Annotated in this window: 13 protein-coding genes; 4 read left to right on the top strand and 9 right to left on the bottom strand. The window is 48.2% G+C overall.

What is annotated here, in order from left to right:
* The first annotated feature begins 41 nt into the window (after window positions 1-41).
* From erpA to ACED36_RS20370, 3 genes are all read left to right on the top strand, one after another.
* Window positions 42-383, top strand: a complete 342-nt coding sequence (erpA, locus tag ACED36_RS20380; RefSeq protein WP_016961754.1) for an iron-sulfur cluster insertion protein ErpA — start codon at window positions 42-44, stop codon at window positions 381-383.
* 124 nt (window positions 384-507) lie between these two features.
* Complete coding sequence (locus ACED36_RS20375) at window positions 508-1,602, top strand: efflux RND transporter periplasmic adaptor subunit (RefSeq protein WP_016961753.1); 1,095 nt, start codon at window positions 508-510, stop codon at window positions 1,600-1,602.
* A gap of 12 nt (window positions 1,603-1,614) precedes the next feature.
* Window positions 1,615-4,800, top strand: coding sequence for an efflux RND transporter permease subunit (locus tag ACED36_RS20370; RefSeq protein WP_016961752.1), 3,186 nt, complete (start codon window positions 1,615-1,617; stop codon window positions 4,798-4,800).
* A gap of 75 nt (window positions 4,801-4,875) precedes the next feature.
* Here the strand turns inward: ACED36_RS20370 and ACED36_RS20365 are convergent, their stop codons facing one another.
* Window positions 4,876-6,195: a peptidoglycan DD-metalloendopeptidase family protein gene (locus ACED36_RS20365; protein WP_016961751.1), complete on the bottom strand. Its 1,320-nt coding sequence runs from the start codon at window positions 6,193-6,195 to the stop codon at window positions 4,876-4,878.
* 189 nt (window positions 6,196-6,384) lie between these two features.
* Between ACED36_RS20365 and tyrS the strand changes: the two genes are divergently transcribed.
* Entirely contained in the window at window positions 6,385-7,572 is a 1,188-nt protein-coding gene (gene tyrS, locus ACED36_RS20360; RefSeq protein ID WP_017004558.1) for a tyrosine--tRNA ligase, read from the top strand.
* Window positions 7,573-7,651: 79 nt separating this feature from the next.
* Here the strand turns inward: tyrS and ACED36_RS20355 are convergent, their stop codons facing one another.
* From ACED36_RS20355 to ACED36_RS20320, 8 genes are all read right to left on the bottom strand, one after another.
* Complete coding sequence (locus ACED36_RS20355; RefSeq protein ID WP_017004559.1) at window positions 7,652-8,203, bottom strand: flavodoxin family protein; 552 nt, start codon at window positions 8,201-8,203, stop codon at window positions 7,652-7,654.
* Window positions 8,203-9,174: a questin oxidase family protein gene (locus tag ACED36_RS20350; RefSeq protein ID WP_017004560.1), complete on the bottom strand. Its 972-nt coding sequence runs from the start codon at window positions 9,172-9,174 to the stop codon at window positions 8,203-8,205. The genes ACED36_RS20355 and ACED36_RS20350 overlap by 1 nt, the downstream gene beginning before the upstream one ends.
* A gap of 23 nt (window positions 9,175-9,197) precedes the next feature.
* Window positions 9,198-9,614 (bottom strand): VOC family protein, encoded by a 417-nt coding sequence (locus ACED36_RS20345; RefSeq protein ID WP_016961746.1) that lies wholly within the window; start codon window positions 9,612-9,614, stop codon window positions 9,198-9,200.
* A gap of 154 nt (window positions 9,615-9,768) precedes the next feature.
* The gene (locus tag ACED36_RS20340) at window positions 9,769-10,380 is read right to left on the bottom strand and encodes a TRIC cation channel family protein (protein ID WP_016961744.1); all 612 of its coding nucleotides are present in this window, start codon (window positions 10,378-10,380) and stop codon (window positions 9,769-9,771) included.
* Window positions 10,381-10,531: 151 nt separating this feature from the next.
* Window positions 10,532-11,353, bottom strand: a complete 822-nt coding sequence (gene btuF, locus ACED36_RS20335) for a vitamin B12 ABC transporter substrate-binding protein BtuF (protein ID WP_016961742.1) — start codon at window positions 11,351-11,353, stop codon at window positions 10,532-10,534.
* The gene (locus ACED36_RS20330) at window positions 11,353-12,318 is read right to left on the bottom strand and encodes a cobalamin biosynthesis family protein (RefSeq protein WP_016961740.1); all 966 of its coding nucleotides are present in this window, start codon (window positions 12,316-12,318) and stop codon (window positions 11,353-11,355) included. Before ACED36_RS20330 ends, btuF begins: the two co-directional genes overlap by 1 nt.
* Complete coding sequence (mtnN, locus tag ACED36_RS20325; RefSeq protein WP_016961739.1) at window positions 12,318-13,019, bottom strand: 5'-methylthioadenosine/S-adenosylhomocysteine nucleosidase; 702 nt, start codon at window positions 13,017-13,019, stop codon at window positions 12,318-12,320. Before mtnN ends, ACED36_RS20330 begins: the two co-directional genes overlap by 1 nt.
* A 114-nt stretch (window positions 13,020-13,133) precedes the next feature.
* Entirely contained in the window at window positions 13,134-14,549 is a 1,416-nt protein-coding gene (locus ACED36_RS20320; protein ID WP_016961738.1) for an FAD-dependent oxidoreductase, read from the bottom strand.
* Window positions 14,550-14,552 lie beyond the last annotated feature (3 nt).

Here is a 14,552-nt window from a genome sequence, read left to right as displayed (position 1 = left end):
TAGATAATGCGCTTATATAAAAGAAGTTATGTGAGGTCGAAATGAGCGATACCAATTTGCCGTTGCAATTTTCTGAGACAGCGGCGAACAAGGTAAAAACGCTGATCCAGGAAGAGGAAAACCCAAACCTGAAGCTGCGTGTCTATATTACGGGTGGCGGCTGTAGTGGCTTCCAATACGGTTTCACCTTTGATGAAAAGGTCAATGACGGAGATATGGTCATTGAGAAGTGTGGCGTCACATTGGTGGTCGATCCAATGAGCCTACAGTATTTAATTGGCGGAGAAGTCGATTACACAGAAGGGTTAGAGGGCTCACGTTTTTTCATTAACAATCCAAATGCGACCACCACTTGTGGTTGTGGTGCATCATTCAGTGTATAAATGATAAGACACATCAAGAGGTGTTGATCGCTACTATTTGTAGCAATTAAATTCTCTTGTAACGGGCCGGATGGATCAGTGCCCGTTTTCTTTTTCTGCAGTAACCACGTCAGGATGAACTAGTATGGCTAATGCAGGCGTAAAAGCGTCTTATTTATCTCAGCGACCTTGGATAATTTCCTTGGTTCTTCTCATTATTCTCGTGTTTTGGGTCAGTAGTGGCTCCAGTAACGCGACGACGCCTTCTTCTGAACCAAATGAAGTGCAGAGCGCACCGCTCACCAAAGTCTCTGTTGAAACGTTTTACGCAGAACCTATTACGCGTTCTATTTCACTTTATGGCCGAACTGCGCCTGATAGAGATGCCACTATTTCAGCTGAAGCAGATGGTCGTGTTATCAAGGTGGATGTGAGAAAAGGTGCGGCAGTGAAGCAAGGTGACTTGCTCGTTTTTATAGACAAAGGCGATCGTGCCGCCCAGCTCGCGCGATCTAAAGCTTTGTTGTCAGTTCGCCAAAAAGAATTCAATGCTGCAAAGTCTCTAAAGAAAAAAGGCTTGCAGGGTGAGGTGGCCTATTCATTGGCTGAAGCTAACCTTGTCGAAGCGAATGCTAATGTCGAAAATATCGAATTGGCGCTTTCACACACAGAGGTTCGTGCACCTTTTGATGGCATCGTTGATGACGTTATGGTTGAAGTGGGCGATTACCTCGGAGTCGGCGATCCGATGGCGACCTTGATCGACCTTGATCCCTTGATCGTGACGGCGGATGTCTCTGAGCAGCACATCAGTCAAATTGATTCCTCATTACCTGCTAGCATCAAGCTCGTTAATGGTGAGATGAAAGAAGGTCATTTACGCTATCAATCGAGTATCGCTTCTCCAACGACCAATACCTTCGCCATTGAACTCGAAATTTCTAACCCACGGCAATTGCTGCCTGCGGGTATCAGTGCCGAGGTTGATCTGGCGCTGGATCTTCAGCAAGCAGTCAAACTTAGCGCATCCGCATTGGCTCTTGATGAGCAAGGTAATCTCGGCGTTAAAACGTTGGTAGATGACAAAGTCGCATTCGTTGCTGCTCGTGTTGTAAAAGCGGAGCAAAACGGTGTGTGGTTATCGGGTTTGGGTGATCAAGTTGATGTGATCACCAAAGGACAAGGCTTCGTGCGTGATGGCGATACGGTTGATGCTGTGCATCAGTCGCAGACGCAATAAGGAGAGCCTTGCATGAGAACTCTGATTGACGCCTCCTTAGCGCGTACTCGTACGATGGTTACCCTGCTGCTTTTTCTGCTGGTAGCCGGTATCTATACATACCAAACCATACCCAAAGAATCTGATCCTGACATCACTATCCCTGTCATTTATGTGTCTGTAAGCCATGAAGGCATTTCACCGTCAGATGCTGAACGGCTGCTGGTTCGCCCGATAGAACAAGAGTTGCGTTCTATTGAGGGGATTAAAGAGATGACTGCCATTGCTTCAGAAGGTCATGCTTCTGTCACATTGGAATTCAATGTAGGGGTCGATCTCGATCTCGCCATGGCCGATGTTCGTGAAGCGGTTGATTTGGTGAAACCGCGTTTGCCAGATGACAGCGACGAGCCGACGGTGAATGAAGTCACGTTCGCTAATCAGCAACCTGTATTGTCGGTTGCGCTTTATGGTGATGTTTCTGAACGTGCGATCGTCAAAATCGCCCGTGAATTACAAGAAAAGCTGGAAGGCTTCAAGCAAGTGCTTGAGGTCGAGATCGCTGGTGATCGTGATGACATTGTCGAGATCATTATTGAACCTTTATTGCTTGAAAGCTATGACCTCGACCAAGCGGATATTTACGATCTGGTGAATCGAAGCAACCGTGTGGTTGCGGCAGGTTATGTTGATACAGGTTATGGTCGTTTCTCTGTCAAAGTCCCTTCTGTTTTTGAAACGGTACAAGATGTGCTTCAGCTGCCAATTAAGATTGACGGCTCCCAAGTGGTCACTGTGGGTGATGTGGCGACAGTACGTCGTAGCTTTAAAGATCCTGAAAGTTTTGCGCGCCTTGATGGTAAGCCCGCAGTCGTGCTGGACGTGAAAAAGCGTGCAGGCGAAAATATTATTGAGACCGTTGAACTCGTTAAAACCGTTCTCGAGCAAGCCCAATCTTCACCGCAATGGCCGGGTGCCTTGCAAGTGAAATATACGTGGGACGGATCTGAAGATGTTCGCTCGATGCTGACGGATCTGCAAAACAACATTTTGTCAGCGGTGTTGCTGGTTGTGGTGGTGATCATCGCCATACTCGGCTCTCGTACTGCTTTTCTGGTCGGCGTTTCGATCCCTGGTTCATTCCTTACGGGGTTAGTCGTTCTTGGCTTGAGTGGTCTTACGATCAATATCGTGGTGCTTTTTGCGCTGATTATGGCCGTTGGTCTGCTGGTGGATGGTGCCATTGTCGTCACCGAGTATGCCGATCGTCGCATGCGAGAAGGCATTCATAGAAAACAAGCCTATCGCGAAGCGGCACACCGCATGGCGTGGCCAATTATCGCATCAACGGCAACAACTTTAGCCGCATTTGCTCCCCTTATGTTTTGGCCGGGGATCACTGGCGAGTTCATGAAATATATGCCACTCACATTGATTGCCACGTTGTCGGCTTCGCTTGTTATGGCTTTGTTGTTTGTTCCTGTGTTAGGGAGTTTAGTTGGTAAACCTTTGCCATTGACCTCTCCTCAGCAAGACAGAATGCAGGCACTTGAAAATGGAGACTTTACGCAAGCTCGCGGGATCACGCGTGCATATATTTCAACCTTGTCGACCGCAATTCAACACCCGATAAAAATATTGTGTGCCGCCTTTGTGGTCGCATTTTTGGTCGGTTTTGCTTACAACAAGTCAGGATTAGGCACTGAATTTTTCCCAGATGTCGATCCCGCATTCTTCAATATTAAAGTCCGTTCCTATGGCGATTTATCTATTCATGAACAAGATGCGTTGATGAAAGAGGTCGAGCAACGTGTGTTAGGTATGGACGAAATTGCCAGTGTGTACACGCGCACTGGTGGAGAGGATGAGATTGGCATCATTCAGATGAAGCCCATCGAATGGCAGAACCGCCGTAAGGTAAAAGAAATCATTGAAGAGCTTCGAGTCAAAACTGAGGATCTTTCCGGTTTAGAACTTGAGTTCAAAAAACCCGATGCAGGGCCGCCAAGTGAACATGATCTCTCGATTGAAGTGATCTCGACCAACAGTGACAACATTGAGTCGGTTGCTAAACAGGTCCGTACCTTGTTGGCGCAAAATGTTGCTTTCACAAACTTTAGTGACACGCTCACAAAGCCGGGTATCGACTGGTCAATCGATATTAATCGCACTGATGCTGCGCGTTTTGGTGCCGATGCAACGATGGTCGGCAATACGGTTCAGTTTGTGACAAATGGCCTGAAAATTGGCGATTACCTGCCGGATGACTCCAGTGAAGAAGTGGATATTCTTGTTCGTTATCCAGAAGATAAGCGAGACATAGGTCGTTTTGATGAGTTGAGAGTGAAAACAGCGTATGGCTTAGTGCCGCTGACTAATTTTGCCAAAATTACTCCCGAGCAAAAGCAGGGCAATATCGATCGTGTTGATGGTAAGCGAGTGATCAAGGTGATGGCTGACATGGCGGAAGGTTACAACCTAAGCTTGGAACTGCCTGGTCTGAATGAGCAAATTAATGCCATGGTATTGCCGGATGGTGTGAGTATTTCACTGCGCGGCCAAAATGAAGAGCAGAATGAAAGTCAGGCCTTTTTGATGATGGCATTTCTGGCGGCTCTTGGCGCAATGGCCATTATCCTCATCACGCAATTCAACAGTTTCTATCAAGCCTTTTTGATCTTAAGTGCGGTGTTGTTCTCGACGGTCGGTGTTTTCCTCGGGTTGCTCATCTTTCAGCGACCTTTCGGCATTATCATGTCGGGAGTGGGCGTGATCACTTTGGCGGGTATTGTCGTGAACAACAATATTGTATTGATTGATACCTACAATGTTCTTCGCCGCAAAGGATTGGCGAAAATCGACGCTATCTTGCAAACTGGTGCTCAACGTCTTCGCCCTGTCTTATTGACCACAGTGACGACCATTTTAGGGCTGATGCCTATGGTGTTGGAAATGAACGTTGATTTGGTTAATCGCGGTGTTGAATTTGGTGCGCCAAGCACGCAGTGGTGGTCCCAACTGGCAACGGCTGTTGCAGGTGGCCTTGCTTTCTCAACCGTGCTGACATTGGTTCTAACACCTTGCTTACTCATGCTGGCACGAGAGCCTAAAGCCTCACCGGAGGTGTTTAGTTTTGATGCTTATACCTCTGATGTCGAGAAAATGGAGGACAAGTCCTCCCTCCCAAAGTCACAACATGATGTCGAACCTCAACACTAAGGTTTGAAACCGTAGGACAAAAAAAGCAGCGCAATGGCGCTGCTTTTTTGTCACTCTATTTTTTGTTGATAAAAACTAAGAAGAGCTACGTTCTAATGTGCCAATAGAGGCCAGCAGTTGGCTGAATTTATTTAGCTGTGCCAATCGGTCTTGCGCCAGAGAAATAAATGCCGTCTTTTGTTTTCCAGATAATGACTGCGCCTGCGGCAGTTTGACGGTGCGCGGGTTTTTATGTGCGCCATTAACCAAAAATTCGTAGTGCAAATGGGGGCCAGTTACGCGTCCTGTGCCGCCTAACGTGCCGATGGTTTGTCCCTGCTTTACTCGCTGTCCCGTTTTCACCGAACGTTTGGTAAGGTGGAGATACTTGGTGATATAGGTGGAAGTGTGGCGAATGAATACATAATGACCGTTAAACTTGTTATATGCTGATTTCATCACCACGCCATCACCAGCAGCCCAGATCGGTGTTCCTACCGGCGCAACATAATCTGTACCTCGGTGAGATCTCACTTTCCCTGTTACGGGGTGAAGTCGACGGGGATTGAAGTTGGAACTGACATAGCGAAAGTTCACCGGTGAGCGAAGGAAGGCTTTGCGCATCGCTCGGCCTTTCTCGTCATAGTATTTACCTGACTTTGAGCGAATCGCCGTGAAGGTTTCACCCTGATTGGTGAAGGTGGCGGCCAAAATATCCCCACGCCCAATCATTTCACCTTCCACCAATTGCTCTTCGTAAAGAACCGAGAAATGATCCCCTTGGCGAATATCTAGCGCAAAGTCGATATCCCAGCCGAAAAGACCGGCAAGCTCCATAATTTGATTAGCACTTAAGCCGCCACTGATCCCTGCATTCCAGAAACTAGAGGTAATGGTGGCTGACGCATAATTAATCTGAGTATCAATGTTTTTTTCTTCAACCGTGGAGGCAAAGTCATTGCCAATGCGGTTAACAATCAATGTTTCATTGGCATTCTTAGGCTGGACTAACTGAGTAAACAAACCATTCTCATCAAAGCCTAAGTGGATTTCATCGCCAACTTTCAGTGAGGCTAGGGACTTAGTACCCTTGTCACTGCTGATGAGTCGATAAAGCGTGGTTGGACTGATACCCACACGATCAAAAATGACCGCGAGGCTGTCACCTGCCTGCACTTTAAATTTGTGCCATTCAAGTGGTGTAAATGACAGGTTAGGTTGTGTGTCACCTTCAGGTGGCAACAAAGACGAAGTTTCAAGTGGGATCGGATAGAGTTTTCCGACTTCAAATTTGGCGTCAGGATGTTGAGCTGGCGATTCAGTAGGAATAGCAATGAGCAGTACAACACATGCACTGAGAGCCATGATCAACATTTGGTGAAGCCGAGGTAGCGCAGCAATTTTATTAACAGGCATTAAGAAACAATCATTAAGGAAGATGAATTTAATCGAATGCACATCGTTATTGCCAACTTCCTTGTGGAATCAAAGCGGGCGGTGAATTCGTTTTAGCTTGCTTTAAGTTTAACTGGTTTCAAAAACCTTCGCTATTCAAGTAGTATGTCGGCTTACGAAAAAATGCCGATTCTGTGGGAGCGATAAAATATGGCGAGCATTGAAGCCGCGCTAGCCGAAATTAAGCGTGGTGTTGAGGAATTAATTCCTGAAGGGGAGTTAATTGCAAAATTGAAAGAGAACCGTCCTCTTCGTATTAAGTTGGGTGCGGATCCGACGGCACCTGATATTCACTTAGGTCACACTGTGATCATGAATAAACTGCGTGCCTTTCAAGAGCTGGGCCATGAAGTTATCTTCCTGATCGGTGATTATACCGCGATGGTTGGTGATCCAAGTGGCAAGAACGCAACGCGTCCGCCGCTGACTCGTGAGCAAGTGCTGAGCAACGCAGAAACGTATAAAGAGCAGATTTTCAAAATTTTGGATCCTGCTAAGACGCGCATCGAATTTAACTCAAGCTGGCTGAGCAAGCTTGGCACAGACGGTATGATCCGTCTGGCAGCTAGTTCAACGGTTGCACGTATGCTAGAGCGTGATGACTTTAAAAAACGTTACAGCAACAACCAGCCAATCGCGATCCATGAGTTCATTTACCCGCTTCTGCAGGGTTATGACTCTGTAGCGCTTGAAGCGGATGTTGAATTGGGTGGTACGGATCAGAAGTTCAACTTACTGATGGGCCGTGAGCTACAAAAGCAAAATGGTCAATCGCAGCAAGTTGTGATCACCATGCCGTTGCTGGTGGGTCTGGACGGCGTGAAGAAGATGTCCAAATCTGCGCACAACTATATCGGTATCAGCGATGTGCCTAACGAGATGTTCGGTAAAATCATGTCGATCTCTGACGATTTGATGTGGAGCTACTTCGAATTGTTGTCTTTCCGTCCATTGGAAGAAATTGCACAATTTAAAGCGGACATCGAAGGCGGCAAGAATCCACGTGATGTGAAGATCTTACTGGCAAAAGAAATCATTGCGCGCTTCCACTCTGAAGCCGATGCAGAAGCAGCAGAAGCTGAATTCATCAATCGTTTCCAAAAAGGTGCGATGCCAGAAGAAATGGCTGAATTCTCTTTCGAGCAAGGCGTAGCGATTGCAAACCTTCTGAAAGACGCTGACCTAGTGGGTTCGACGTCTGATGCAATGCGTATGATCCGCCAAGGTGCGGTGAAAATTGACGGTGAAAAAGTTGAGGATACCAAACTGGTTCCTGCTGCTGGCACCTCAGTTTACCAAGTAGGTAAACGCAAATTTGCCCGCATCACCTTGGCTTAAGTTGTCATTGATAATACTGAGAAGGCGCCTGATGGCGCCTTTTTTCTATCTAAGGGATAGGTATCCGCAGGGGTATCCTCTATGGGAGAAGCTCCGCCACTCTCTCTCCTAATCTCATGGCCGTTTTTACGTCCACCGGGTGCAATGCATTGTTATCCTCAGACAAAGAAATCGCTCCAATAGATGCGTTTAAGCGATTGAAGTTGCAAGTGGTTGAGCCATCAGGGGCATCCATTCCTACCCAAAGCATGCTGTGCTGAGTGGCGAGAATATTAAAGTACTCCACGGTGCTCTGGACCTCACCACACGGGCTACCACCAATAGTGAAACCAGCGGCTAATTTGTTGTGCCATCCTTGTTTAGACCATGTTTCACTGCTGGCATCAGCAAATGCTTTAAATTGAGCTGCCGGACCGCCCATGTAGGTCGGTGAACCAAAAATAATCGCATCCATGTTGAGCAATGAAGCAAACAGTTCTGCGTCTCTAAATCGGCCCTCTTGAATGTCCTTCCCTTGTATACGGTAAGCGAGAATGCGTGCGCCTTTGTTCTCAGCTCCACTTGCAATGGCTTGCGCCATCATGTCGGTAGTACCTGTTTGTGAAAAATAGACGATAGCGATATTTTTCATTATTTGGCCTCCAGTCTGTATTTGATCGCATACAAAGCTTCAGGTAGCTTGAAGCGATCATAAAGACGAGCACAGCTGTAAGTGAGTTTGATGGTGTGGTCGTTGTCCGTTTCCAGCGCCTGTTTGAACCAATGTGGCCAGTTGGCAATAACCTCTGAATGCAGAACTTGATAGGGCTTTCGATAGGCTGCGGTGCAAGCTGCTGCGACATAGGCTTGCCAGAAATAATGCAGAGCAAGATCTTGATTTTCGACGAAAGGAAAAAGAGAAACGAGCGCTTGGAAACCTGTGACGCCGTGTAGCAAGGTAAAATCATTGCTTGCGGAAAATTGGGATAACACGATGCGCGCGACCTCCTCTAATGACAATGAATTAGGCTGGCTAGCAATGATCTGATAGGTTGGCAAAGTGATCAGTTCTTCGACATGATCGATGATGATCCCTTCTTTATAGGTTTGATCATGAAACAGCGAAAGTGCATGGTTTAAGTCTGCTTCTGCAGTAAGGCCCTGTCGGAAAGAAAGATCGACTAGAGGCGTGTATCCTGATGACCAGTAAGCGAGGGCATGACTGATTTCGTCAATATCATCTAACTCGACGGCGTATGCTAAACGGATCACGCCATGAAACGCGCCAGCAGAGATCCCAGGTAGCAGAAAAGGTATTGTCTTCTTGAGGGTTTCCTCTGTCCCGATTTCACGCTGCATGAGGTGGTAATATTCCACGAAATTGGCGTTGTGCTCCTTGTTACCCAAGGTTGGAGAGCTAACCCCTTGAGCATCTCCTAGTGGATCTAAATGATCAGAGGCGCGCTGATATTCTGCGTTAAGTTGGTCGGTGGAAGCACCAAGCCTTTGCATTGCCAAGATGGCCATCGGCAGGTGGTTAGACAGGCGAGGTCCAAAGGTGGGCGCAAACCGATGGCTTTTCTTTATCAGTTTAAGCCCTGTTGATGTGAGAGGTTGATACATAACGGCAGTCCTTTGCTTTTTCGTTATAACACGTAGTCGTTTCGGCTATCCATTGCATCAGTTAGATATTCAATGAACTCCCATTCAATGCCATCAGTATCGAAGAAATACGCGCGCTTTCGACTGGGATGACTTTTTTCAAACGACACCTCTTCAAAGCCTGCCGCCTTTAGCTTTTCCGCGACGAGCGTGACATCGTCGACGACGAATCCAATGTGATTAACGCCAAGCTGACGGTAAGGTACTCGATCTACAGGCTTATCAATGACGACCTCTTGTAGCGCGATGTAAGAGGTGTCAGTACCTAGGTGACACCAACCATAATGTTCATCTCTGCCCTCTCCTCGCACTTTGAAATCAGGCATGGCGGTTCGTAAAAAAGCGATGGTGTTGGTGAGGTTATTGACGGTGATGTTGGCATGTTCGACATAGCTATTCATGATCGGTTCCTGCTTTATATTAAGTAAGCTTATTTGTTTACATAATAGTCGTCATTGTAATTAAGTAAAGTAAATTGCTTACTTAACTGCGAGGAGTATAAAAAAAACGCACGTTGGAAGACGTGCGTTTTTTCATTGAACAGAACGTATAGGGTTACTTGCCGATGGCAAACGTTGGCAGAGAAAGGTGCCAGCGAATCGCGGCAAGTCGAATCGACAAGGTGGTGATCATGCCTGAGATCGAGGCGACTTCAACGTCAGCGTTAGCAGCCAGCGCAAGAGTGTGCACCACGCCTCCTGCAATACAGGCGGTTGCGTAAACTTCAGTACGTAACACCATGGGGACTTCTCTTGCTAAGACATCGCGAATAATGCCGCCACCGCAGCCAGTTATTACGCCCATAATGACGGCAACCAACGGTGAAGCGCCATAGCTCAGCGCCTTATCAACGCCAATCGCAACAAACACGGCAAGGCCGATGGCATCGGCAACGGGCAAGAAGTACCAAGGCAAGCGGCGAGGGTGTCGGATGATCAGCAGTGACAAAATGCAGGTCACGAGAATAACCCATAGATATTCAGGGGCATTGACCCAAAATACGGGTGTCGCGCCCAGCGCCATGTCTCGAATGGTGCCACCGCCAATCGCGGTAACCATCGCGAGCACAACCACGCCGAATGGGTCCATCCGAAGTTTGCCAGCCAGCAAAACGCCTGAAATCGCAAATATCGCGGTTCCAAATATGTCCAAGATATATAAAAGCATGGTACGCAGTTCCATTCCCAAAGTGAGGCACATCGCATCAAACGAAGGGCCTTATATTCATCGCCATAGGCCAGTAAATCGCGCGCGATTGTACGTGAAAACCCTTATCGAGCAATCCGATGTTTACGCGGCTCGTGAACCAGAATTTGAATTAGTGATCAAGATCGCTTCTTACCTGATCAAAGGCGGTACAGATTTGTTTTACGGCCTTGAGTGCGCGTGGGGTTGGGCGATTCAACCAATCACCACTTATCGCAAAGATGTTGTTATTTTTGACCGCGGGAATGAAATCAGCCCACTTGTCCCAGCCCCCCAATGGCATTGCCTTGGCTGAGGGGTAAAAAATGGCTTTAGGCTTTCTGACAATCACCTGTTCCATGCTCACTTGTGGATAGGGCGCAGCGCTGTTGGTGAAAATATTTTCGCCGCCACACAATGAAAACAGTGGTTGAGGCCAATGATCACCGTTGTTTGTCATCAATGGGGAGTCACTCAGCTGATAAAAGTACGGGATGCGAGGTTTACCTTTTTGCGCGGCTTCTATGGCGACTAATTCATTGCGAACCTCGTCAGCGCGAGCCTTTGCGTGGCTTGGGTTGGTTGACCACTCACCGAGTTTTTCGATGTTATCTGCTGCATCATAAAGTGAGTGTGGGTTGGAATAGAACACCTCGATGCCTAAGCGCTCAAGCTTTGCCAATTCACGATCTGGATTGCCGCCTTTCCATGCCAATACTAAATCAGGTTTTAGCGTGACCACACGTTCTATGTTAATACCTCGAAAGTTGGCGACTTGTTCCAACGCTAGCGCTTGTGGCGGGTAGTCGCTGTGTGCACTGACCGCAATAAGATTTTTTCCTAGGCCAGCTTCAAAGGCTAACTCTGTCGTGTGCGGTGACAAACTAATAACGCGAAGGGGAGCTGCTAGCACTATGGTGGGCAAGCACAACAAAAAGACGAAATAGCGAAACATCATAATAATCCGTGTGCGAACCACATAAGGAAGCTTTGAGTCAGGATCCACAGCAGGGCTTTTTGCCGTAACTGTTGATTGAGTAGGGCCAAATGCAAAGGTGAAGGCGCGATTTCGCCGCCAATACGCGGGCGCGAGATTTTTTCATCATCGTATATGGCAGGGCCACCGAGTGCGAGTTGAAACTTGGCACCTGATGCGGCCAGTATCCAGCCTGCGCCATTTGCGGACCAACTTCTTCCTTGCTCCCTAATGGCGGTAACTGAAGGCTCAAAGCGATGACCCATTGCGATGAGCAGGGCAAATAGCCTTGCTGGTACAGCATCGACAACACTGAGAAAGACGGACGTTGCGAGACCAAATTGCGCATAGTCGCCACGCCGTGTTGGCCAGCAGCGGGCAAGTTGAACAATTAAGGTATATAGAAACGCAGCAATACCCCCACCGATGGCGTACCAAAAGAGGATGCCAATCAAACCGCGAGAATAACCCATCAGCAAAGTCTCACATCCAGCTTTGGCAATGCCGACAGGAGACAGGGATTGCGTGTCACGATTGATTGATTTTGCCAGCAAGGTTCGCGCGCCGGGTTTATCTTGGCGAAGTAAGGTCGCCTCAAGTTCAAGCACGGTATCTGTCAGGGGTTTCCAACTGAGAGAGAGCCACAGCAAAAGCAAATCAAACAGCCAAGGTACCCAGACGATTTGTTGTAAGGCAATAAGCAGTGTGGCGAGTGTTAGCCACATGATGGCAAGCGATAGGCCACCGGCTAAACGTTGCTGAGAAGGGGGATCGTCGGCGTGGTTTACCTTTTCGGCAATGGCTGTTGCTACCTGTCGCCACAAAGAAAGGGGATTAAACTCCCTTGGGATGGGGAAAAACCAATGCAATAGCAATGCTCCCCACATCGCAAGCAACGTGGAATATCCCAGTAGTGCCTCAAGCGGGGTAGGGAGCTCGGTCATTATGCTTTCAGCAAGTCGACCATTTTTTCAACCATGGCGCTTGAGCTTTTCGCTGCCAGTGGCAGGAATTCGTCAAACGTCATTGGTGATTCTTTGTCTGCGACATCAGAGATGGCGCGAACCACGACAAACGGGACGTTGAACTGGTGGCAAGCTTGCGCGATGGCGGCTGCTTCCATTTCTACCGCAATGACATTCGGGAAATGTTCACGGATGTAGTTTTGGCGCTCTGCGGTGCAAACAAAGGCATCACCAGTACAGATCAGGCCACGAACCGCATGGGGCGCTGGCTCCATTGCTGCCAGTGCTTGTTCTGCTATATCCATCAATGCTGCATCAGAGGTAAACGTGGCAGGCTGGCCAGCCATTTGACCCATGGTGTAACCAAACGCAGTCACGTCAGCATCGTGGTAAGCCACGTCGGTAGAAATCACAACATCGCCCAAATTCAACGACGGATCAAAACCGCCCGCTGAACCCGTATTGATAACCAGCGTCGCTTTGAAATGATCAAGCAGCACAGAGGTACCAACGGCGGCGGCGACTTTGCCGATACCTGATTGCAATAGCACGACATCAACACCGTTCATGTCACCCGTGTAAAATTTGCAGCCCGCAATTTCTTGTAGTTGGCCGTTGTTGATTTGGTTTTTAAGCAGGGTCACTTCCTGCTCCATGGCACCGATAATACCAACTTTCATGTTCATTCTCGTTCGGTTTTTGGGAATGACCTGAGTGTAACATGGCGGTAAATTCGGACGAAAAAAAAGTGCTCTTACGAGCACTTTTTAGTGATGATTCAAACTCACTGAAAGTTAGACTTCGAGGAAGTCCATAATCCCGTCTGCAGCTTTTCGTCCTTCATCGATGGCGGTCACGACAAGATCTGAGCCTCTTACTGCATCACCACCGGCAAAAATCTTGCTGTTGGTGGTTTGGTAAGGGAATGCGCTTTGTGATGGCGCTTGGATGCGCCCCCATGGGTCAAGGTCGACGTTGAACGGTTCAAGCCACGCCATTTGGTGAGGCTGGAAGCCAAATGCCATGATGACGGCATCGGCAGGCAGCACGTGTTCGCTACCTTCAACCGGTTCAGGACGACGGCGACCCGCAGCATCAGGTTCGCCGAGTTGAGTTTTCACCACGTTGACGCCGTTAACCTTACCGTTGCTGTCCAACTCAAGGCCCAGAGGTTGTAGGTTGAACATGAAGTTTACGCCTTCTTCTTTGGCATTCTTCACTTCTCGACGTGAGCCTGGCATGTTTTCCTCATCGCGGCGATAAGCACACACCACGCTTTTAGCTCCGTGTCGAACAGACGTGCGCACACAGTCCATGGCAGTATCACCGCCACCCAGTACGACAACTTGTTTCCCTGCCATGTCAATAAACTCAGGCGCATCGCCTTCAAGTTCCATCACTCGGTAGGTATTGGCAATCAGAAACGGCAGTGCGTCGTAGACACCTGGCGCATCTTCATTAGCAAGGCCTGCACGCATAGATTTGTACGTGCCGACGCCAAGGAAGACGGCATCGTAATCTTTCAGCAGTGTGTCCATGCTCACGTCTGAACCCACTTCGGTATTGAGCTGAAATTCGACGCCCATGTCGGAGAAGATGCGCTGACGATTTCGCATGATGTCTTTTTCTAGTTTGAATGACGGAATACCGAACGTCAGCAAGCCCCCGATTTCTGGGTAGCGATCAAACACAACAGGCTTCACGCCATTTCTTACCAGCACATCTGCGCAGGCAAGACCTGCAGGGCCGGCACCAATGATGGCGACTTTCTTGTCTGTCCATTCCACGCCAGACATGTCCGGTTTCCAGCCCATTTCGAAGGCTTTATCCGTAATGTATTTTTCGACGTTTCCGATGGTGACGGCACCAAAGTCATTATTCAGGGTACAAGATCCTTCACACAAGCGATCTTGTGGGCAAACTCGCCCACACACCTCAGGCAAACTGTTGGTTTGGTGCGACAGTTCAACCGCTTCAATGATACGGCCTTCATTCGCCAGTTTTAGCCATTGAGGAATGTAGTTGTGAACAGGACATTTCCATTCGCAATACGGGTTACCACAATCTAAGCAGCGGTCAGATTGCGCGGATGCTTGCTTGCCTGTAAAGGGCTCATAAATTTCGACAAACTGTGTTTTACGCGCTTTGATTGGTTTTTTGCGCGGGTCCATACGCTGAACATCAATAAATTGGTATACGTTCTGGCTCATAAG

Origin of the sequence: Enterovibrio sp. FF113 (assembly GCF_041439165.1) — a bacterium.
GTDB classification, from domain to species: domain Bacteria; phylum Pseudomonadota; class Gammaproteobacteria; order Enterobacterales; family Vibrionaceae; genus Enterovibrio; species Enterovibrio norvegicus_A.
The sequence above is the reverse complement of the archived record's forward strand: the minus strand, read 5'-3'. Positions and strand labels throughout refer to the sequence as shown.

Excerpts from the sequence above, each read along its gene's own strand:
- ACED36_RS20370 (WP_016961752.1), top strand. The coding sequence starts at position 1,615 with ATGAGAACTCTGATTGACGCCTCCTTAGCGCGTACTCGTACGATGGTT.
- ACED36_RS20375 (WP_016961753.1), top strand. The coding sequence starts at position 508 with ATGGCTAATGCAGGCGTAAAAGCGTCTTATTTATCTCAGCGACCTTGG.
- erpA (WP_016961754.1), top strand. The coding sequence starts at position 42 with ATGAGCGATACCAATTTGCCGTTGCAATTTTCTGAGACAGCGGCGAAC.
- ACED36_RS20355 (WP_017004559.1), bottom strand. The coding sequence starts at position 8,203 with ATGAAAAATATCGCTATCGTCTATTTTTCACAAACAGGTACTACCGAC.
- btuF (WP_016961742.1), bottom strand. The coding sequence starts at position 11,353 with ATGTTTCGCTATTTCGTCTTTTTGTTGTGCTTGCCCACCATAGTGCTA.
- ACED36_RS20340 (WP_016961744.1), bottom strand. The coding sequence starts at position 10,380 with ATGCTTTTATATATCTTGGACATATTTGGAACCGCGATATTTGCGATT.
- ACED36_RS20330 (WP_016961740.1), bottom strand. The coding sequence starts at position 12,318 with ATGACCGAGCTCCCTACCCCGCTTGAGGCACTACTGGGATATTCCACG.
- ACED36_RS20365 (WP_016961751.1), bottom strand. The coding sequence starts at position 6,195 with ATGCCTGTTAATAAAATTGCTGCGCTACCTCGGCTTCACCAAATGTTG.
- ACED36_RS20345 (WP_016961746.1), bottom strand. The coding sequence starts at position 9,614 with ATGAATAGCTATGTCGAACATGCCAACATCACCGTCAATAACCTCACC.
- mtnN (WP_016961739.1), bottom strand. The coding sequence starts at position 13,019 with ATGAAAGTTGGTATTATCGGTGCCATGGAGCAGGAAGTGACCCTGCTT.
- ACED36_RS20350 (WP_017004560.1), bottom strand. The coding sequence starts at position 9,174 with ATGTATCAACCTCTCACATCAACAGGGCTTAAACTGATAAAGAAAAGC.
- tyrS (WP_017004558.1), top strand. The coding sequence starts at position 6,385 with ATGGCGAGCATTGAAGCCGCGCTAGCCGAAATTAAGCGTGGTGTTGAG.
- ACED36_RS20320 (WP_016961738.1), bottom strand. The coding sequence starts at position 14,549 with ATGAGCCAGAACGTATACCAATTTATTGATGTTCAGCGTATGGACCCG.